Consider the following 20,332-nt stretch of genomic DNA (forward strand, 5'->3'; position numbering starts at 1 on the left):
ACCTAAACTAACAAGAAAATCAGAGAGAAAAGCATATCGCTCTGTTATGCTGTTATTGTCTACCCCTATCATTCTCTTAGCAATCTGGTACTTATATAAAGAGTACAATTTTCGGGGTAAGGATGCGTTAGCAAAATCAGGAGCTTTTTTTGGTCACCGTTGATAAACAAGACTCAATCACATTAAAAATCAGCCATGAGCTAGCAAAAAGTAAAAGTGTCGACCTTGATATTTACTTCTTTGTACCTGGTGAGCTTGGCCTAAATGCCGATATCATCAGTGAATCAGAATTCTATTACACCTCTATCACACAACAGCGATCTTATTACAGTAAGGAAATTCTTCTTCCTTTGGTTCATAGCCGACTGGCTAAGCGTGGACGTCTCTCGAATCAACAATACCGTGTTAGTTTGAGTTTGTTCGCCTATCAATACGTCATCGCCTTAGACAAAGCCGTTGCCAGTCTGAATAAACTAGAGAGTAACTCTGTAACGGAAGATGAAGTTGATGAAGTCATCAAACTGGCTATCGCGATTTTAAAGCGCCTTCGTCGTGGTATTCCTTTTGAAGAGAACTTAAAACGTTATTACGTTAACATCGACAACTATTTGTCGTGGTACACAGAGCAAAAGTTCTTGTCGCTCGTCGCTCACCTGCCAAGAGAAGGCGATTACAGCACGATCAAGAAGAGACTCGTCACGCTATGTGAAAAAGAGCAAGCCCACCGTAAGTTAAATAAATATAACTCGCCCAAAGTCGTTGCAGAAGTGACGCGACTTTCCAATAAAATGCGTCTTTTAAGACGCCTGATTGAACACCCTGTCGTCCTGCGTGAACAGACGGTCTCAATGGGGAAAAATGTTAAACGCGCAATAAAAGGCATTGCGACAGGTTTAGTCATGGTGGTCGTGACATCGACCGTGATCCTCGCACGAGACTACTTGGGAGAGATTTCTGCATCCTTCATTATTGCGATGTCCTTCATCTATGCCTTACGTGAAATTTTTAAAGATGATCTTCGTGATGCCATGTGGCGCTGGATACGCAAAGGTAAACCAAAATGGCGTAAAAAGTATATCGATCCTACGACCAAGAAAGTGGTTGGGAAAAAGTTAGAGTGGCTTGACTACCGAACGCTTTCTAGCTTACCGGATAAAATTCAACAGATCCGTAAAAAGCGTGTCGTTCAACGTGAAGAGAAAATACTTCACTATCAAGAAAAGACGGAAATGGCGACATCGATGTTTTTGAGTGGGTACGAGCAAACGCGAGAAACGTTGAACATCAGTTTGAGGCCCATTATTCGATTGATGGACAAAGGTTCAAACCGAGTGTATCGCTTAAATGAAGGACAAGTTACGAAAGAATCCGTTGAGAAACGCCACCTCATCAATGTGATTGTCAAAGAAGACAACCACACTGATGAACCGGTTTACTATCGCTGGAAAGTAATATTGAACCGCTCGAAGATAGTCTCAATTGAAAAAATCGAGCTGAACTAACGAAAATACCGAGCGATTAAGCAGCCTTCTTTGTTTGTTGTGCTGCTTTTTTGATCGAAAGCGTCAGGTAAAACTCTGCCATTGGCTCATCGCCATGGAGAGACGGACATAATGCCGTAATTTTCACATCACGATTGACACGCTCACCGGTCTCTAGTGTTTTCTCCAGCATCTCGTCGATTAAAGGTCCATCATCACAAACGAAATGAACATCGGCTTCTGGTCGTTTTAAAAACTCTGCCTTTACCCCTTTAAAAGCCAGCGAAATAGGTTCTCCTATTTCCTTCGCTTTACTCATCGCTAAAAATGCGCCAGCAACGTCAGCGCCCACAGCCAAAGCACCGAAATACATACTATTGAGATGGTTCTTGGTTCTTTTACGTAGTGGAATACTAACTTCAACGTGCTGATCGTCGATCGCGATGATCTTTGGACGACATAGCCAAATTAACGGAACTTTTGTGAAACCGAATACTTTCAAGTAAAGGTTTGCACGGCGTACTGCAGATAACATTTTGGTCTCCTTACCAACCTAACCCAGCCAGTTAATCAAACACTCGTTTTAATGTCAAAGAGTTGTTAACAGAACTTGATCTACCTATTAAATTATTCGTCATAGATAGACTAAGGTGACAACGTCACAAATACAAGCTATCGTTTATTTGCTGACATAGGGTTATTTGTTGACATAGGTTATGGCTGGCAAGGCGCAACGTACTATTGCGGCTTTCTCAATTTGCTCACTGCCTAATCCTGATCAATGGCGTAACTATCTCGCAATAGCGTGCCCTCGGGTTGTTATCAAATAGTAAGAACCCTACAACCGTTTCATACTAATTGGCACTTAGAGGCGAAGAATCCCTTGAAACAGTTTATTCCTGCCAGTAATTCCGTTATCTTTATCGCTTCGCAACAGAGAATAAAGCTATAAGATGCCTATTAAAACAGATGAATTGAGAACCCAGCCTTTGGGTCCAATGCCTACCCCAGTGGAGCTAGGTAGTGAATATCCTATTACTGATGACGTTGCAGACCGTATTGCTCAATCTCGCCGTCAGATTGAAAAGATCTTAACGGGTGAAGATAAGCGTCTTCTTGCGATTGTTGGCCCTTGCTCTGTCCATGACACAGAAGCCGCAATTGATTACGCAACGCGCCTGAGCGAAATCCAGGATAAGTACAAAGATGAGCTATTTATTGTCATGCGTACTTACTTTGAAAAGCCGCGTACAGTAGTGGGTTGGAAAGGCTTAATTACCGACCCAAACCTTGATGGTTCCTATGCGTTAGAAGCCGGTCTTCATAAAGCACGTAAACTACTACTGGATATCAACAAGCTTGGTCTTGCTACCGCTACTGAGTTTCTTGATATGATTACCGGTCAATACATTGCAGATTTGATTACTTGGGGTGCCATTGGTGCGCGTACCACTGAATCTCAAATTCACCGAGAAATGGCATCTGCACTTTCGTGCCCGGTTGGCTTTAAAAATGGTACCAATGGTAATGTGAAAATAGCGATCGACGCGATTCGTGCATCGAAAGCATCACACTACTTCTACTCTCCAGATAAACACGGTCGCATGACGGTTTATCGTACCAGTGGTAATCCATTCGGTCATATTATTTTACGTGGCGGCGAAAAAGGTCCAAACTTTGACCAAGCTTCAGTCAAGCAAGCTTGTGACGCGCTCTCAGAATTTGCTCTGCCTCAACGCTTAATTGTTGATTTCAGTCATGCTAACTGTCAGAAGCAACACAGAAAGCAGCTTGATGTCGCTAAAGATATCTGTCAACAAATCCAGTCTGGCAGTACACGTGTTGCAGGCATTATGGCTGAGAGCTTCATCGTAGAAGGTAATCAGCCAATGACTGACATTAACAACCTGACATACGGGCAATCAATCACTGACCCATGTCTGAGTTGGGAAGATACCGTGACGATGTTAGATATGCTGGCAGACGCGGTAAAATCCACTAAGTAATTAATAACAAGATAATCAAGGAATCTTCATGCCATCGTTTGATATTGTTTCAGAAATCGATACGGTTGAACTACGTAACGCCGTTGATAACGCTAACCGTGAATTGTCTACTCGTTTCGATTTCCGCAATGTAAATGCGAGCTTTGAGCTAGTAGAAGAAAATGTAAAAGTGTCCGCTGAAGGTGAATTTCAGCTTAAACAAATGCGTGACATTTTACGAGGTCATTTAGCGAAACGTAACATTGATGCCAATGCTATGGACTCTCAAAAACCCGAGGCAACTGGCAGAAACTGGCATCAGAACATCTTGTTCCGCCAGGGTATTGATACGCCGACGGCTAAAAAGGTGGTTAAGCTAATTAAAGATGCCAAGCTTAAAGTGCAAGCTTCAATCCAAGGCGATAAAGTTCGTGTTACGGGTAAAAAGCGTGATGACTTACAGGCGACCATGGCAGCCATTCGTGAAGCAGAACTAGGTCTACCGTTTCAGTTCAACAACTTCCGCGATTAATGCTCATTAGTGATTATTACCTCGCGTAGTCGTCATTAACACAACAAAGACTTAAACGCCGACGAGTGATCATCGGCGTTTCTAGTTGTGTTAACGGAATTATTCTAGATAACGAGATCTTGTCCCTGTAACAACATGAACTCACTAGTGCCTTCAGGAATAAACACACAGACACGCAAGTTTTCTTCTTTTGCCTTGGCAAGCATATCTGATAGCTGAGCTGCGTTTTTAAACGATTCCCTTTCTGCGTCTCTTCTCACTAGCTCCATTGCGTCTGACTCACATTTTGTTGAGTACAACGCCAGCTCCGCTTGTTGCATGTAACGAACCGCTTTTATTGGCAGCATCTCAACATCTTTACCGACGTGAATCCACGTACAACTGCCCTTTTCTTCAAGTGGGGCTTCCATGGTTGATTGGTAGATGATTTCTAAATCTCGATTATCACGCGCGTTTTCAACATCAGGGTTAGCAAAGAATTGCTCCCAGAATTTACGGCGTAAATCGACACTTGGTAACGCTTCTTTAATCGAGTTGCGTTTGGAGTTCGCAAAATCAGCCATTAATCCCATGTTCTGTGGAAGAATCATCTCTAGCTTCTCACGAATATTACGAATCAAAACTGGCGAGGCGCCGCCGCTCGAAATGGCTATCTGAATACGACCGCGATTGATCATTGAAGGCGTGATGAAATCGCAGTAGGGCTTATCATCAACCACATTCACCAAGATTCCGAAACCTTTCGCATCTTTATAAACTTGATGATTCAAGTCTGGGTTATCTGTGGTCGCCCACACCTGAACAAAGCCTTTTGTGACAATGTCACTTGAATAGAAGCGCTGAATCCATCTTAGTTGGTGGTCCTTTGCCAGCTTGGCAAGGTAGTCAACCAAGGTTGGAGAGACGACCGTGATATCAGCTCCTGCCTTCAATAAGGCTTCGACCTTACGGCTCGCGACTTCCCCGCCGCCAACAACAAGAACTGGTTTATTGATTAAGTCTAAGAACAGTGGAAAATATCGCATCTCAACCTTTGATTACACTAATTAACTATTAAAAACCATGCTACCAAAAATGGGGCATGGTCATCACCCTGTTTCGCTGACACAAATAATTTTTGTTCGAATTTTCACTGAACATAGCCAAGGTCAGCTAAAGACCGTTTTAATCACGACGTTTTATTCTCTATTTGCGTCAAATAAATCGTTGAACATTCTGATGCACCATCATGATCACCATTTGCACTATTTACAAACAATTAACATTTAGTCATTCTAAAACCTGAGGAATTTTGTTGGTTCTCTTAAAATTCCATTTAAATTATATATTTGAGAATTCACAGATCCTTTTCTACGCTTATAACTGATTGATTATTCGAGTGCCGTTTCTTCGAAAATCAATCACGTAGGACACAACACAAAATAAATTGGACACGTTAACTCAATGTAACATTGACTTAACATGGATCATACAGGAAGGATACAAATGGCAAATAAACTAACAATTCTTGCTTCCGTCGTAGCGGCTTCTACTGCAATGATGGCAACATCAGCCCAAGCTGCAGACTCTACTTTGGACAAAGTAACAAAACAAGGTTTTCTTACTTGTGGCGTAAGTACTGGTCTTCCAGGCTTCTCAAACCCTAACTCAAAAGGTGAATGGGAAGGCATCGACGTAGAATATTGCCAAGCACTGGCTGCCGCCGTCCTTGGGGATAAAACGAAAGTGAAGTACGTACCCCTAACTGCAAAAGAACGTTTCACTGCGCTTCAATCTGGTGAAATCGACGTGCTTTCACGTAACACCACCTGGACGTTACACCGCGACACTGCTCTTGGTCTTAACTTTGTAGGAGTTAACTACTACGATGGTCAAGGCTTCATGGTGAAAAAAGAGCTCGGTCTATCAAGTGCTAAAGAGCTAGATGGCGCATCTGTATGTGTACAATCAGGTACTACGACAGAACTTAACCTTGCAGACTACTTCCGTAATAATGGCATGAGCTACAAGCCGGTCGTATTTGATACCGCAGCTCAAACCTCAAAAGGTTTCGACTCAGGCCGTTGTGACGCGTTGACGACAGACCAATCAGGTCTTTACGCGCTGCGTTTAAACCTTCAAGACCCATCATCTGCAGCCGTTCTTCCTGAAATCATCTCAAAAGAGCCTCTAGGCCCTGTTGTTCGTCAAGGTGACGACCAGTGGTTCAATATTGCTAAGTGGACTCTATCTGCAATGATCAATGCGGAGGAGTACGGCATTACTTCTCAAAATGCAGATGCGATGTTGAAATCTGAAGATCCAAACATCAAACGTATTCTTGGTGTAGACGGCCCTCAAGGTAAAGGCCTAGGTATCCGTGACGATTGGGGCTACCAAATCGTTAAACAAGTGGGTAACTACGGTGAGAGCTTCGAGCGTACTGTTGGTAAAGGCTCGCCGCTTGATATCTCTCGTGGTGTGAACGCACTATGGAACGAAGGTGGCTTCATGTACGCATCACCTATCCGATAGAAACGATTATTTAGGGCGGTGAATCCGCCCTTTTTCGTTGTCTATTAATCTGGATGAGTAAGGAAACTCAACCTCTGGTGATAGCTGAGCCCAGTAATAAATAGGATTGATAGCGTTAAACTAACGCTCACGGTCTGTGATTGCCGGTGTACCAGATTTAACGGCCAGTAACAAGCCCTTACTCCTGCAGAGTGATATCTATAACTAAGGTTTGAGGTTAACGCTGTATGGAACCGACTAAAGATGCATCGCTAAGTACGATGTCCAAACCAAGTGGAAGTAAAAGCCTGTTTTATAACCCTGCTTTTCGCTCCGCTCTTTTTCAGATCATTGCTGTAGCTGCATTGGTATTATTCTTTTATACCATCATCAACAACGCGCTAAATAACTTAGACGCCCGAGGCATTGCTACGGGTTTTGATTTTCTTAATCAGGAAGCAGGCTTCGGTATTGGGCTGACGCTGATCGATTATAACGAAACCTACTCTTATGGCAGAACGTTTGTCATTGGTTTACTAAACACCGCACTGGTTTCAGTGTTGGGTATTATCCTGGCAACTGTGATTGGTTTTACCATGGGTGTTGCTCGTCTCTCTTCTAACTGGTTAGTAAGCCGCTTAGCAGCAGTGTATATTGAGACGTTTCGAAATATCCCCCTTCTTCTCCAAATCTTCTTTTGGTATTTCGCCGTTTTACAGGCACTACCTTCAACAAGACAAAGTATCAGCCTTGGTGAGGCTATCTTCTTAAACGTGCGAGGACTCTACCTCCCTGCGCCAATATTGGAAAACGGCAGTAGTGTTGTTATTGCTGCGTTTGTTATCGGCCTGGTTGCAACTATCTGCATTTCTATATGGGCAAAGAACAAACAGCGTCTAACCGGTCAACAAACACCGATGGGCAAAATTGCGCTAGGTTTAGTGGTTGCTTTACCTTTGGTCGTTTATTTCCTTGTTGGTATGCCTATCTCACTGGAATACCCAGCTTTGAAAGGTTTTAACTTCCAAGGCGGGATCAGCATTATTCCTGAGCTTGCCGCTCTGCTTGTCGCTTTGAGTGTTTATACCGCGACATTTATTGCGGAGATTGTACGTTCTGGTATCAATGCCGTGAGCCATGGTCAAACTGAAGCGGCTATGTCACTGGGCTTACCAAGAACGAAAACGCTAAAACTTGTGGTTATTCCGCAAGCTCTGCGAATCATCATCCCTCCATTAACCAGTCAATATTTGAACTTAACCAAAAACTCTTCATTGGCAATGGCTATAGGCTATCCGGATCTCGTGTCTGTGTTTGCTGGTACAACGCTAAACCAAACCGGACAAGCTATTGAGATTATCGCAATGACAATGGGCGTTTACTTAGCATTAAGTTTGATTACTTCCGCGTTAATGAACCTATACAACCGTAAAGTAGCACTGGTGGAGAGATAATATGAGTACACATCAATTTCAGCCTGATCTCCCACCGCCATCAAACACGGTCGGTGCGGTAGGTTGGATGCGTAAAAACCTGTTTAATGGACCAGTAAACTCTATTGTTACCATTATTCTCGCCTACTTAGCATTTACTGCATTGTGGAACATCGTTGATTGGGCGTTCATCAACGCGGATTGGGTAGGAACAACACGTGATGCATGTAGCCGAGAAGGCGCGTGCTGGGTTTTCATTAGCGTGCGCTGGGAGCAGTTCATGTACGGCTTCTACCCTGAGGCTGAACTGTGGCGCCCTCGCCTGTTTTATATCTCACTTGCCATCCTGACTGCGCTTGTTGCTTATGAGAAAACGCCAAAGCGCATGTGGATTTGGCTATTTTTAGTCAACGTTTATCCATTCCTGATTGCCGGTCTACTGTATGGTGGTGTGTTTGGACTGGAGGTGGTTGACACGCATAAATGGGGTGGATTACTTGTTACCTTAATCATCGCGCTTGTGGGTATCGTTGTCTCGTTGCCGATTGGTATTGTCTTAGCACTGGGACGTCGCTCTGATATGCCAATTATTCGCAGCATGTGTACTGTCTACATCGAAGTATGGCGTGGTGTGCCGCTAATCACCGTCTTGTTCATGGCATCGGTAATGTTGCCACTGTTTATGTCGGAAGGTTCAGAGACAGATAAACTCATCCGTGCACTGATCGGTGTGGTGATGTTTGCCGCAGCCTATATGGCAGAGGTGATCCGCGGTGGTTTACAAGCGATTCCAAAAGGGCAATACGAAGCCGCAGATGCGCTCGGTTTAAGCTACTGGAAGAAAACAGGGTTAATTATTTTACCTCAGGCTCTGAAGATCACGATTCCTTCTATCGTGAATACCTTCATCGGTCTGTTTAAAGATACCAGTCTGGTACTGATCATCGGTATGTTTGACGTACTGGGTATTGGGCAAGCAGCAAACACCGACCCTGAGTGGCTCGGCTTTGCGACGGAAAGTTATGTATTTGTCGCGTTAGTGTTTTGGGTATTTTGTTTCGGCATGTCTCGTTATTCGATATGGCTCGAAAACAAACTTCATACCGGTCACAAACGATAACTCATTAAGATCAAGGACGTATTATGACGCAACAACAAAACTATATGATCCAGTTGAAGGACATGAACAAGTGGTACGGTGAGTTTCACGTACTGAAGAACATCAATTTAAATGTGAAAAAAGGTGAAAAGATCGTTATCTGCGGACCTTCTGGTTCAGGAAAATCGACCATGATTCGCTGTATCAACCGATTGGAAGAGCATCAGGCAGGTGAAATCTTTGTTTCGGGAACCGAACTGACGGAAGACTTGAAAAACATCGAAGCGGTTCGTCGTGAAGTTGGCATGTGTTTTCAGCACTTCAACCTCTTCCCTCACCTGACCGTGCTGGAAAACTGCACACTTGCTCCGATTTGGGTTAAGAAAATGCCTAAAGATGAAGCAGAAGCCATTGCAATGAAGTACTTAGAGAGGGTTAAGATTCCTGACCAAGCGGATAAATACCCGGGTCAGCTCTCTGGTGGCCAGCAACAACGTGTGGCAATCGCCCGTTCTCTGTGTATGAATCCAAAAGTGATGCTATTTGACGAGCCAACGTCTGCTCTCGACCCAGAAATGGTACGCGAAGTGCTGGATGTGATGGTTGAATTAGCAGAAGAAGGCATGACCATGCTGTGCGTAACGCACGAGATGGGCTTTGCAAAAGAGGTAGCTGACCGAGTTATCTTTATGGATGCAGGAGAAATCATCGAAGAAAATAACCCAAGAGACTTCTTCGAGAACCCGCAATCGGATCGTACACAAAACTTCTTATCGCAAATTCTACATCATTAATTGTTGCGTTAAACACACTCAAAAGGCACTGGTTTCAATAGGATCAGTGCCTTTTTCAATCCTTAGTCAGTTATGGTAATGTAATCACATTCGCTATTTCTGACAGTAATATTGTGTTACAAGTTCTCGCATACATAACGTCTTATTTCTATTATTATTTTGTCATAGCGATACATGGTTAGGGCTTGATTTTTTGAACTTTCAACCCCATAAATGTACTTAAAAGAAAGTCTCTTATCGAGGAAGATTATGAACAGTCCAATGTTTACTCGCACTTCAACACAAGAAAGTGCTCTACAAACGAACAAAGTATTGCGTAATACCTACGCCCTACTTTCAATGACTCTACTGTGGTCAGCCGTTGTCGCTGGCGTTTCAATGGCATTCAACCTACCACGCCCAGGTATTATCCTGATGCTGGTTGGTTTCTATGGTCTGCTTTTCCTAACAGAAAAGAACCGTAACAACAGCCTTGGATTGGTGTTCACCTTCCTGTTCACAGGTTTCTTGGGTTACACGATTGGTCCAATCCTAAACATGTACATCGGTGCAGGTATGGGTGACGTTGTACTGACCGCTCTAGGTGGTACGGCGCTGTCGTTTATGGCAGCCTCAGCATACGCGCTAACCACTAAGCGTGACCTATCTATGATGGGCGGCCTGATGTTGTCTCTGTTCGTGGTACTTGTCGTCGGCATGATCGCAAGCATCTTCATTCAGTCAACGATTCTACACTTGGCAATGAGCAGCTTGTTCATCGTGTTCTCAACCATGGCGATTCTGATGACGACTCAAGGCATCATCCGTGGCGGTGAAACGAACTACATCTCTGCGACAGTGACGCTATACGTATCAATCTACAACATCTTCATCAGCCTACTAAGCATTCTAGGTATCATGAACGACGACTAATCCGTCAGATTGAATCGAAATTAAAAAAGCCCGAGGTTACACCTCGGGCTTTTTGTTTGCGTCATTTCAGCGAGACGAGGAATCTAATAGCAGCACGCTAAACAGCTAGTGAAATAATTTTGGCCATAAAAAGTGCTCGGAAATCAGATCCTGAATCACGCTCCTTCGTCGCTGTTCAGGAAGACGATAGTCTTAAACATGCTATTCACTGTTAAACTAACGGCATTAAACTAACACTGCATTTTTATGCAAGTTCGTTTGTTTACCCTCCGAAGATTTTCTAATTAAGCGACTAAATACCTAAATTTCTGAATAAACAAACAAAAAGCAACCCACATCAGAATTTGGTTGCTTTTACTTCGCTTGGAATAATGAGGAGATTATTTAGTTGAGAAGTTCCACGCCTGTACGCTAATCTATAAACATCAAAGATTACTTAACGGATAGAACGTTATGTTCGTTTACAACGGCAAAGAAATTGAAACCGATGCTCAGGGTTACTTGTTGGACCATACTCAATGGGAAGAAGGTATGATTGAGTTATTGGCAGAAGAAGAAGGTATTGAGCTAACCGAAGCGCACTTAGAAGTCGTCCACTTTGTTCGCGACTTTTATGAAGAGTTCAACACCTCCCCAGCAGTAAGAATGTTGGTTAAGGCGATGGAAAAAGCGCACGGACCAGAAAAAGGCAACAGCAAATACCTGTTTAAGCTATTCAAAAAAGGCCCTGCAAAGCAGGCGACAAAACTGGCTGGACTTCCGAAACCAGCGAAATGTCTATAATTATAAAATTTTGAAGCCGCGGTATGGTTTATAAGAAGCGTTCTCATGCGATACGCTTTCGACAGTTGCCGTCCGTGGCCCCTCTTTCAACCACTCAGTAAACTCATCAATTTGCGTTTCAGTGCCACAGGCAACCACTTCTACATCACCATTGTTTAGGTTTTTAGCGTAGCCAGTCAGACCCAACTTCAATCCCTGATGTGAGGTTTGATACCGGAACCCCACTCCTTGAACAAGACCTTTAACTACATATTTTTCACACTTTAGATTCATCATTATTTCGCTTCTTCTAATGGTTGTTTTAACCCGCTCAGCCCTTTCAATAAACGTAGTGGGTTATAAGACAATTATGGAAGAAAATCCGATATGCGGGATTGATACATATCTCATTCACTTAAATTTCAAATAGCGCTTCCTTTAGGTTAGGTACACAACCTCTACTACACTGTAACGGGTAGCAAAAACAACTGATTCCCAATGGTTATTGCTTTTACCAGCAACATCCCGGACAATACGCCCCTTTCAAAATTCAACAAGAGCTAAAGAAATGACAGCTGCTATCTATTTGGTTAAAGGTCGTGAGAAATCGGTGAAGCGCAAGCACCCATGGATCTTCTCTCGAGGCATCAATAAAGTTGAGGGCGACCCCGCGCTTGGCGAAACGGTTGATGTGTTCACTCACGACGGTAAATGGTTAGCAAAAGCAGCATATTCACCGGCTTCTCAAATCCGTGCTCGTATTTGGAGCTTTGAAAAAGAAGAAATCAATAAAGCGTTTTTCGTCAAACGTTTTAAAGATGCACAGCTTCTGCGTGAAGATGTTATCGAGCGCGATGGACTAACTGGTTACCGACTAATCGCAGCTGAGTCTGACGGCTTACCAGGCGTTACTATCGACCGTTACCAGAACTTCTTCGTCTGTCAGTTATTAAGTGCTGGCGCTGAGTACAACAAACAGGCAATCGTAGACGCGCTGGTTGAGTGCTTTCCTGGCTGTAACGTTTACGAACGTTCTGATGTGGCGGTACGTAAAAAAGAAGGTTTGCAAGAAACCACTGGCGTACTTTTCGGTGAAGAACCACCAAAATCTGTGGTGATCGAAGAGAACGGCGTCAAGATCAGCGTGGATATCGTTGGTGGTCACAAAACAGGTTTCTACCTGGACCAACGCGACAGTCGTCAGCAAGCGATGAAATACATGAAGGATAAAGAAGTCCTAAACTGCTTCTCTTATACCGGCGGCTTTGGTCTTTATGCACTTAAAGGCGGAGCAAAACGTGTTATCAACGCAGACGTTTCTCAACCAGCTCTGGACACGGCAAAATTTAACGCCGAACTGAATGAGTTCGACATTTCTAAGAAACGTGCTGTGTTCCTAAATGCAGACGTATTTAAATTGCTGCGTGAGTACCGTGACCAAGGGACTAAATTTGATGTGGTGATTATGGACCCACCAAAGTTTGCCGAGAGCAAAGCGCAACTTAATGGTGCCTGTCGCGGTTATAAAGACATCAACATGTTAGCGATGCAAATCCTAAAGCCTGGTGGCACTCTGCTTACTTACTCCTGCTCTGGGTTAATGGACCAAGTCCTGTTCCAAAAAATCATCGCGGATGCAGCAGTAGATGCGAATCGCCAAGTGAAGTTTGTTGAGCGTTTTGAGCAAGCAGCAGACCACCCAACGGATACCGCTTACCCAGAAGGTTTCTATCTGAAAGGTTTTGCTTGTAAGGTACTTTAGACCTCATTCAAGTATCAAATAAAAAACGGAGCTTTCGCTCCGTTTTTTAATATCTAACATCAACTACTCTCGTAATTGCTCCAGATTGCTAATTAAGCTGTTTGCGATATCTGCAGCCGATGCGCCGTCAAAATTGACCTCCAAATCCATCCCACCTTTATGAATCATCAAGGTTGAATCCTGACCTCTTTCCGTCACGGTGATACTAATATCCTCAACTTGCCCGCTGAAGTCGCCGGAGCCTAAGTCATCAAGTAATAGCGAGATGTCACTCTGACTCACATCTTCAAACAAATCAGCAAAATCAAGCTGATCGCCGCTTTCGAAGTCAGTAACGGTGTCCGTAGCAGACTTCATTTCTGTCCATTTGAAGACATCATCACCTTCACCACCGGTCAAGATATCATTACCTAAACCACCGATTAAAATATCATCGCCGCTGGTGCCGACTAGCTCATTATCTCCATCATCACCCATAATGATATTGGCTTCGGCATCTGCCGCCGATGTCAATGTGAGTGACTGAGTATTGTAGTCGGCTGTTGATACAGAATCGGAAGTGACGTTATCAAAATTAACAGATACCGTTGCTTCGTTACTAACCGCGCCATCAGTGTCGATAGCTTGATAAGTAAAGTCATCGTTCACCTCTTTAAAGCTGGTAAATTCTGTCCCAACCAAGGTAAAACTCGCCTTATCACCCCCACCTTCATTTTCTGGTGTAAGTCGAACCTCATCAAAGCCACTATCCCATGTAACTGTGATTGAACCTTCGTGCTGACTTCCTGATAAATACTCTATTTGGCTTGTGTTAAAGTCTTGAGTATCAACAAGAGCACCATCCAAGAACAAATACGCTGTTATTATTCCCGTACCATTGCTGTTGAAACTATTATTCAGACTAGCTAAATTCAACTTAACTTCTTTTGCTTCTAAACCCTCGTCCAGTTCCAGGGCAATAAATTCACCGGTAGCGATTTCATCCCCCTGACCCTCTTCACCAGGAGAAACTACAATTAAGCCTTCCTGTTGACTTGCACCGTCGATTCTTAGGAGAAAGTTAGTAGAGTCAAAAGTAGGGTCACCGTTAATATCGGTTGCGGTTCCTATCTGACCTCCATAGAAACTTAAACCATTAATCTGGATACTGTCTGCTTCGAAACCTTTACGATCCTCTACATCTGTCGAATCAAAACTCTGATTTTCAAAGAAGTCGTCAGTCAGGCGGTATTTGACGTCTGTGTTTTCAGCAAACTGCGTGGTTTCATCTATGATGACTTCCTGTCCACCATCCTCATAATACAGTTCACCGTGTTCTGGAAGTTCAGTGATTTGAATTTTGATGTCAGCATCATTTGCGCCATCGATATCATCTTCGAGGTCTTCCACACGTTGTAAACCTGCACTTGTAGTTCCATCAAATTCTACATCGTGTTCAGGGAAAATGCCTTCTTCTACATCTAATAAGATAGAGAAGTCACGAGCTGTTGGTGGTGTGTTATCGTCGTCAAGTATCGTCGCACTGGCCACGTTATTGTCAAGATCAACTACTGTAGTAGAAGTCTTAAGAACCTCAATACTGAAAGTCTCGTCCTCTTCGTAAACATCATCTTGCTTAGTCAGTACGCGCAAATTAATCTCAGTCTGACCAACCTCAAACGTTAGAGTTATAGAGCCACTGGTAGGTACGTCTTTCCATTCCCCGTATTTGTCCTGATATTGGTATCCGTCAAAATCGTCATTTACCGTATCAACATGGTTGAACTGGAGTTTTGTTGTAACCTCAGTGTCAGCTGCCATATCCAACTTAACAGTAAACTCTGCGATGCCACCTTCATCCACTTCACCACCACCTTCAATCGAGACGGTTGGACGGTCTTCATCATCCAAAATGGTACCAATGCCGAACGCTGACTCGTTTTCCTCTTGTTGCGCTGCGGTGCTGCCACGTAGCTCGAATGTCTCTGGACCTTCATACACATCATCCGATGTGGTTTGGACTTTGACGGTAAATGTCGGGGCTATCAACTCCTCGCCCGGTTCCACAGCCGGTACCGTAACCTCAAACGAGCCATCCGAATTAACAGCCACGTCTTTGGGAGCTTCGCCGTTGCCGAAGTCAATGGTCACAAATGTATTGGTGTAATCGGCGGTGTCCTCTGCGCCGCCCTCTGCGCTGACGTCGGACAAGGTCATGTTGACTACCGTCTCGGTGGTACTGGCGTTACTTAATGTGACTACCAGCGGCGCGGACTCTCCTTCATTGACCTCCACACTACTGATGCTGATCACCCTTGGACGGTCATCATCCGGATCGGTCCCCGGGCCTGTGCCATCATCCAAAATGGTACCAATGCCGAACGCTGACTCGTTTTCCTCTTGTTGCGCTGCGGTGCTGCCACGTAACTCGAATGTCTCTGGACCTTCATACACATCATCCGATGTGGTTTGGACTTTGACGGTAAATGTCGGGGCTATCAACTCCTCGCCCGGTTCCACAGCCGGTACCGTAACCTCAAACGAGCCATCCGAATTAACAGCCACGTCTTTGGGAGCTTCGCCGTTGCCGAAGTCAATGGTCACAAATGTATTGGTGTAATCGGCGGTGTCCTCTGCGCCGCCCTCTGCGCTGACGTCGGACAAGGTCATGTTGACTACCGTCTCGGTGGTACTGGCGTTACTTAATGTGACTACCAGCGGCGCGGACTCTCCTTCATTGACCTCCACACTACTGATGCTGATCACCCTTGGACGGTCATCATCCGGATCGGTCCCCGGGCCTGTGCCATCATCCAAAATGGTACCAATGCCGACAGCGGGCTCTTCTTGCGTTGCAGTGCTGCCGCTCAGGGCAAACATCTCTGGCCCTTCAAATACATCATCCGGTGTTGTATCAACCAGAATTTCAAATGTGAGGTCCTCTGCTGGCACATTGATGGTAAATGAACCATCCTCTTTAACCTCAACAGGCTCCTCTTCGCCATTTGCATACCTCACGGTGACAGAGGTAGCCTCATAATCGACGCCTCTTTCGGCATTGACCGTGTTCGGATCATCGTCCTCTGCCAGACTCATGCTAACCGACGTCGCAGTGGTGCTGGTGTTGCTCAGCGTTACCTCAAAGGTCGCCGGATCGCCCTCATTCACTGACACGCTGCTGATACTCGCCACTTCTGGACGGTCATCATCCGGGTTTGGACCAGGCCCTGTACCATCATCGAGAACCGTCGCAGTACCAGAAACTGGCGTTTCTTGCTCTGGGGTTGCACCTGTTAAAGTAAACGTTTCTGGACCTTCATAAATATCATCAGCGACACTATCTAAACTCACAGTAAATGATTGCACGCCTATTGGGAGAGAAACGCTAAACGTGCCATCTTCATTCACTTGGATTTCTTGAGTCGTGCCATCGGATAAGGTTACTAGTACCGTGGTATTAACGTAGTCCACTCCCTCTGCACCAGAAGGGCCACCAATAGCGGAGCCATCATCCAAAGACAACTCAATATTTGTTTCTATCTCGGTTGCTTGATCTAAAGTGACTTCAAAAGTGACTTGATCACCTTCGTTAACAGTAGGGCTGGATATTTCCTGTACGACGACCTCAGCAGGAATTGGAATAACGCTTGGTTCTGGTGTTTGCGGTTGGAAAATGTCAAACAGTGTCTGAACTTGTGTACTAGAAAATCCTGTTCCGTTTATGCCAACTGTCTCAAAATTAGTACTAGCTAACGATTCTGCACCAGTTCGGTTAATCGCCCCAGTGGTTTGGGGACTCGAACCGTTCAACCCGCCAGCTGCGGTTTCAAAATCTTCGCCAAGCTGAGTCGGGTCCTGCCCTTGTGCAATCGCTTCAATCAGAGAAGTAATATCATCGGTAACATTTATCGAGCTCCCTTGCGGGGTAACTTGCTCAACAACCAGCTCCGAAGTATCTGAAACTTCTTCAATTATTAATTCACCAGGCTTTGGGGACTCTCCTTCTGCAAGGGTCCTTATGTTCCCATCTAGCCCGATCACCACTATGTTGCCCACTAAAGAGCTCAAAGTTATACGATCCATACCTACCTGCCCCACTTCAAACTAGTTCAAAAGTTTGTCACCTTTTAATTTACGACTATAGTTTAGTCAAAATCATCATATTTTTCGTTGTATGTTTAATGCTTACAGAGCTTTTTAACTCAAGGGGCGGGGTTTTTAAAAAGCGTCTAAAAGCACAGTCTACGGAGCGCTATGGTGTTAAAAAATCGAGCTTTTTTCCTGAATAAGCACAATAGCCAGCTAAGCAACTGCTAGCCTATGCGCTATGGTTTATACAGGTAAGTTCGTGGATTTTCTGAGTAAAAGCCTAGGTTTAACAGTAGGTTGATCTATTCCTAACTCAAACACTGTTAATTGTGGTGTTCTGTCTCAATAATGAGATAAAACAACAAAAAGAAACACGATTTTTAGGAGAACTACCGTGAAATGGAACCGACTCAAATACGCCTGTTGTTGCAGCTTAATGGTGTCTATACCCGTTTTCGGTCAAACGTTAGAGCAAGCAGTGACATTGACGTTACAAAACAACCCAGATATTAAAAGTGCATTCAACGAGTTTACGAGTAAGCGGTACGTAAATGACGCGTCTACCGGTGCTTACCTGCCATCCCTTGACCTGGATGCAGGGATTGGTTACGAAGGTCTGGACCCGTCAGACGAGGTAGCTCGGGGCGACACAGACTACACGAGAAAAGAAGCGTCAATTACCTTGACCCAATTGATTTGGGACGGTAGCGCGACGCTGAATGACATCGACAGAACTGCAGCCGATGCAGAATCGGTAAGGTTCCAACTCTTAGCTGATGCGTCAGACAAGGCACTTGAGGTCGCAAAAGTGTACTTAGATGCGGTGAAAGCCTATGAAGTATTGAAACTCTCAGAAGACAATCTCGCGGTTCACAAAGATATCTATTCCGACATTTCAAAGCGAGTCACCTCTGGTATTGGATCTACAGCAGATTTAACCCAGGTGGAAGCTCGTATTGCTAAAGCACACGGTAACCTTGCTGCAGCGCAAAATAACTTATACGACACTCATACGATGTTTACTCGTCTAGTTGGGCAAACACCGCAAGGATTAATCTTCCCAAGAGCAGATGAAAACTTTCTCCCTTACACGGTGGACGAGGCAGTCAGTACGGCATACGAACTCCATCCTGTAATTCAAGTCGCTCTCGCAGATGTTGACTCAGCCAAGTTCCAATACAAACAATCCAAAGGTGTTTACTACCCAACCATTTCAATAGAAGCATCGCAAACATGGCGAGATGATGCCGACGGCCTGAAAGGTCGAAGTGATGAAACCTTAGCTATGCTTCGACTTCGCTATAACTTGTTCAACGGTGGTAGTGATGTCGCTAATGCAGATAGTTACGCTTACCAACTCAATAAAGCGAAAGATTTGCGTGAAAGCGCGTACAGAAACGTGGAAGAAGGGTTAAAACTTTCATGGACAGCACTGGATTTAACACTCCAACAAAAAGAATTTTTGTCGGATCACGTAGATTCAGCGTCTGAAACCGTGATTGCTTACGAAAAGCAATACAGAATCGGTCAACGAACGCTTCTTGATGTATTAAATACCCAAAATGAACTGTTTGAAGCTCGTAAGGATTACCTTGACGCGAAATATGCAGAGCAGTATGCAAAATATCGAGTAATGAACGCGACTGGTCAGCTTCTTAGTGCATTGAGAGTCGAGGTACCACAAGAATGGCTAGATAAGGTGGAGTACTAATTATGAAATACATAACTATTATTGCATTGTCATTCGCAGTGGCCGCATGTAGTTCTACACCCGATGAAAACGGTGATGAATATGAATACATGGATACACCTATCGCCGAACAAACCGCTGATCACCTTGATGATGATAGCGACGGAGTAATCAACGAAAGAGATCTATGCCCAGGCACACCAGAAGGTGCTGAGATAGATAACGATGGTTGTGGCGCGTACGAAAACACGTCGGAGAAAATGCAGCTTCGTATTCTGTTCGCCAATGATTCAGACGTCATCAATCCTGTATTTGCACAACAGATTCTTGAATTGTCTAACTTCTTGAAAGAGTACCCTGAAACCTCTATCGAAATTCAGGGTTATGCGAGCCGAACTGGTACTGCAGAGCACAACCTGGACCTTTCTAAGCGACGGGCAAATAACGTGAGAAACGAATTGCTTCGTAACGGCATTAGCCCTGGAAGAGTCACTATCGTCGGTTATGGCGATACGGTTCTGGCGACACAAGGAACGGATGAAGTGAGTCACGCTCAAAACAGACGTGTGACGGCAACAGTGATGGGTTATAAAGGCGCGGTGAAAAAAGAGTGGACAGTCTTTACGACACTACCAAAAAATTAACCACTTCCCTTGCTGACTATTGTCAACCTTAAATTGTACAAAGGAGCTTCGGCTCCTTTTGTTTTAACAGCGATACAAAGCCGTATTATGCTTTAGGAATCGGCCCTTTAGTGTTAACCTAGCCACGTCATAACAATGAGAGTTTTGAAATGAGCAAACTTACATCAGATATCCAAGCAAACCTTGACCTTTTCGTGTCCGAAACCAAAGAAAACCAATTGGTTTGGGGTCTGCGCAACGAAGAAGGTTGGTTATCCTGCGATTCGACTGAATTCGAAAATAGTGAAGTGATGCCTTTCTGGTCAGCGAAAGAAGAGGCAGAAGCACATAACGTTGAAGAGTGGGCTGATTTTGATGTCCTGGAAATTCCTTTGGATATCTTTGTTGAAGATTGGCTTCTTACTCTTGCAGAAGATGGCGTTCTTGTGGGCACTAACTGGAACGAACAGCTAGAAGGCAAAGAAATGGAGCCACAAGATCTAGCAAAACTTTATGTAGACTAATTGATAAGGCCTCAGCTCACAATGCTGGGGCCTTTTAGTTTGCCACTTTTACAACTTTCACTCCGAATATCGACGAAGCGCATAGTTTTTGCTCTTCTTTTCTTCTTCTCCTACTTCACTGTTTCACGCCATTCATTAGATAATGAGCAATCTATTCATAAGAAGTAATACGAT

Annotated in this window: 17 protein-coding genes; 13 read left to right on the top strand and 4 right to left on the bottom strand. The window is 44.3% G+C overall.

All coding sequences use genetic code 11. The features are described 5' to 3' along the window. Positions 1 to 149: 149 nt before the first annotated feature. A complete protein-coding gene (locus RXX31_RS07370; protein WP_317588424.1) occupies positions 150 to 1,502 on the top strand; it encodes a hypothetical protein in 1,353 nt (450 codons plus the stop codon). Between the two features lie 16 nt (positions 1,503 to 1,518). On the opposite strand, the gene RXX31_RS07375 is transcribed toward RXX31_RS07370, so the two are convergent. Next, positions 1,519 to 2,016, bottom strand: coding sequence for a PaaI family thioesterase (locus RXX31_RS07375; protein WP_317588426.1), 498 nt, complete (start codon positions 2,014 to 2,016; stop codon positions 1,519 to 1,521). A 418-nt stretch (positions 2,017 to 2,434) separates the two neighbouring features. Between RXX31_RS07375 and RXX31_RS07380 the strand changes: the two genes are divergently transcribed. Together RXX31_RS07380 and RXX31_RS07385 are read left to right on the top strand one after the other, a co-directional pair. After that, positions 2,435 to 3,487, top strand: a complete 1,053-nt coding sequence (locus RXX31_RS07380; protein WP_317588428.1) for a 3-deoxy-7-phosphoheptulonate synthase — start codon at positions 2,435 to 2,437, stop codon at positions 3,485 to 3,487. A gap of 28 nt (positions 3,488 to 3,515) precedes the next feature. Then, positions 3,516 to 3,998, top strand: coding sequence for a YajQ family cyclic di-GMP-binding protein (locus tag RXX31_RS07385; protein WP_317588429.1), 483 nt, complete (start codon positions 3,516 to 3,518; stop codon positions 3,996 to 3,998). Positions 3,999 to 4,102: 104 nt separating this feature from the next. Here RXX31_RS07385 and RXX31_RS07390 read toward each other — a convergent pair whose 3' ends face one another. Further along, positions 4,103 to 5,023 carry a bifunctional precorrin-2 dehydrogenase/sirohydrochlorin ferrochelatase gene (locus RXX31_RS07390; RefSeq protein ID WP_317588430.1) on the bottom strand — a complete coding sequence of 307 codons (921 nt, stop codon included), beginning with the start codon at positions 5,021 to 5,023 and terminating at the stop codon, positions 4,103 to 4,105. A gap of 460 nt (positions 5,024 to 5,483) precedes the next feature. Here RXX31_RS07390 and RXX31_RS07395 point away from each other — a divergent pair, with 460 nt between their 5' ends. The 6 genes from RXX31_RS07395 to RXX31_RS07420 all read left to right on the top strand — a co-directional run bounded on the left by RXX31_RS07395 (position 5,484) and on the right by RXX31_RS07420 (position 11,512). Further along, positions 5,484 to 6,512 (top strand): amino acid ABC transporter substrate-binding protein, encoded by a 1,029-nt coding sequence (locus RXX31_RS07395; protein WP_317588432.1) that lies wholly within the window; start codon positions 5,484 to 5,486, stop codon positions 6,510 to 6,512. A 227-nt stretch (positions 6,513 to 6,739) separates the two neighbouring features. Continuing rightward, positions 6,740 to 7,945, top strand: coding sequence for an amino acid ABC transporter permease (locus RXX31_RS07400; protein ID WP_317588434.1), 1,206 nt, complete (start codon positions 6,740 to 6,742; stop codon positions 7,943 to 7,945). Between the two features lies 1 nt (position 7,946). After that, positions 7,947 to 9,044, top strand: a complete 1,098-nt coding sequence (locus RXX31_RS07405) for an amino acid ABC transporter permease (RefSeq protein WP_317588435.1) — start codon at positions 7,947 to 7,949, stop codon at positions 9,042 to 9,044. 23 nt (positions 9,045 to 9,067) lie between these two features. Further along, complete coding sequence (locus RXX31_RS07410; RefSeq protein ID WP_317588436.1) at positions 9,068 to 9,817, top strand: amino acid ABC transporter ATP-binding protein; 750 nt, start codon at positions 9,068 to 9,070, stop codon at positions 9,815 to 9,817. Between the two features lie 249 nt (positions 9,818 to 10,066). Next, a complete protein-coding gene (locus tag RXX31_RS07415; protein WP_118118594.1) occupies positions 10,067 to 10,729 on the top strand; it encodes a Bax inhibitor-1/YccA family protein in 663 nt (220 codons plus the stop codon). A 453-nt stretch (positions 10,730 to 11,182) separates the two neighbouring features. Beyond that, positions 11,183 to 11,512 carry a TusE/DsrC/DsvC family sulfur relay protein gene (locus RXX31_RS07420; protein WP_014231912.1) on the top strand — a complete coding sequence of 110 codons (330 nt, stop codon included), beginning with the start codon at positions 11,183 to 11,185 and terminating at the stop codon, positions 11,510 to 11,512. Here the strand turns inward: RXX31_RS07420 and yccX are convergent, their stop codons facing one another. Beyond that, complete coding sequence (yccX, locus tag RXX31_RS07425) at positions 11,513 to 11,785, bottom strand: acylphosphatase (RefSeq protein WP_014231913.1); 273 nt, start codon at positions 11,783 to 11,785, stop codon at positions 11,513 to 11,515. It abuts the gene before it with no gap. A 274-nt stretch (positions 11,786 to 12,059) separates the two neighbouring features. Here yccX and RXX31_RS07430 point away from each other — a divergent pair, with 274 nt between their 5' ends. Further along, entirely contained in the window at positions 12,060 to 13,253 is a 1,194-nt protein-coding gene (locus RXX31_RS07430; RefSeq protein ID WP_317588437.1) for a class I SAM-dependent methyltransferase, read from the top strand. Positions 13,254 to 13,316: 63 nt separating this feature from the next. Here the strand turns inward: RXX31_RS07430 and RXX31_RS07435 are convergent, their stop codons facing one another. Continuing rightward, positions 13,317 to 17,315: a Calx-beta domain-containing protein gene (locus tag RXX31_RS07435; protein ID WP_317588438.1), complete on the bottom strand. Its 3,999-nt coding sequence runs from the start codon at positions 17,313 to 17,315 to the stop codon at positions 13,317 to 13,319. A 400-nt stretch (positions 17,316 to 17,715) separates the two neighbouring features. Between RXX31_RS07435 and RXX31_RS07440 the strand changes: the two genes are divergently transcribed. From RXX31_RS07440 to RXX31_RS07450, 3 genes are all read left to right on the top strand, one after another. Continuing rightward, complete coding sequence (locus RXX31_RS07440; RefSeq protein WP_317588439.1) at positions 17,716 to 19,032, top strand: TolC family outer membrane protein; 1,317 nt, start codon at positions 17,716 to 17,718, stop codon at positions 19,030 to 19,032. Positions 19,033 to 19,034: 2 nt separating this feature from the next. Beyond that, positions 19,035 to 19,655 carry an OmpA family protein gene (locus RXX31_RS07445; protein WP_317588440.1) on the top strand — a complete coding sequence of 207 codons (621 nt, stop codon included), beginning with the start codon at positions 19,035 to 19,037 and terminating at the stop codon, positions 19,653 to 19,655. A 149-nt stretch (positions 19,656 to 19,804) separates the two neighbouring features. Beyond that, positions 19,805 to 20,158, top strand: a complete 354-nt coding sequence (locus RXX31_RS07450; protein WP_317588441.1) for a DUF2750 domain-containing protein — start codon at positions 19,805 to 19,807, stop codon at positions 20,156 to 20,158. Positions 20,159 to 20,332: the final 174 nt, after the last annotated feature.

It is taken from the genome of Vibrio sp. EA2, from assembly GCF_033042495.1.
Lineage (GTDB): Bacteria > Pseudomonadota > Gammaproteobacteria > Enterobacterales > Vibrionaceae > Vibrio.

Bases quoted from the DNA above. Each gene is read 5' to 3' on its own strand.
- RXX31_RS07385 (WP_317588429.1), top strand. From the start codon at position 3,516: ATGCCATCGTTTGATATTGTTTCAGAAATCGATACGGTTGAACTACGT.
- RXX31_RS07445 (WP_317588440.1), top strand. From the start codon at position 19,035: ATGAAATACATAACTATTATTGCATTGTCATTCGCAGTGGCCGCATGT.
- RXX31_RS07375 (WP_317588426.1), bottom strand. From the start codon at position 2,016: ATGTTATCTGCAGTACGCCGTGCAAACCTTTACTTGAAAGTATTCGGT.
- RXX31_RS07380 (WP_317588428.1), top strand. From the start codon at position 2,435: ATGCCTATTAAAACAGATGAATTGAGAACCCAGCCTTTGGGTCCAATG.
- RXX31_RS07400 (WP_317588434.1), top strand. From the start codon at position 6,740: ATGGAACCGACTAAAGATGCATCGCTAAGTACGATGTCCAAACCAAGT.
- RXX31_RS07415 (WP_118118594.1), top strand. From the start codon at position 10,067: ATGAACAGTCCAATGTTTACTCGCACTTCAACACAAGAAAGTGCTCTA.
- RXX31_RS07390 (WP_317588430.1), bottom strand. From the start codon at position 5,023: ATGCGATATTTTCCACTGTTCTTAGACTTAATCAATAAACCAGTTCTT.
- RXX31_RS07435 (WP_317588438.1), bottom strand. From the start codon at position 17,315: ATGGATCGTATAACTTTGAGCTCTTTAGTGGGCAACATAGTGGTGATC.
- RXX31_RS07420 (WP_014231912.1), top strand. From the start codon at position 11,183: ATGTTCGTTTACAACGGCAAAGAAATTGAAACCGATGCTCAGGGTTAC.
- RXX31_RS07410 (WP_317588436.1), top strand. From the start codon at position 9,068: ATGACGCAACAACAAAACTATATGATCCAGTTGAAGGACATGAACAAG.
- RXX31_RS07450 (WP_317588441.1), top strand. From the start codon at position 19,805: ATGAGCAAACTTACATCAGATATCCAAGCAAACCTTGACCTTTTCGTG.
- RXX31_RS07395 (WP_317588432.1), top strand. From the start codon at position 5,484: ATGGCAAATAAACTAACAATTCTTGCTTCCGTCGTAGCGGCTTCTACT.
- RXX31_RS07405 (WP_317588435.1), top strand. From the start codon at position 7,947: ATGAGTACACATCAATTTCAGCCTGATCTCCCACCGCCATCAAACACG.
- yccX (WP_014231913.1), bottom strand. From the start codon at position 11,785: ATGAATCTAAAGTGTGAAAAATATGTAGTTAAAGGTCTTGTTCAAGGA.
- RXX31_RS07430 (WP_317588437.1), top strand. From the start codon at position 12,060: ATGACAGCTGCTATCTATTTGGTTAAAGGTCGTGAGAAATCGGTGAAG.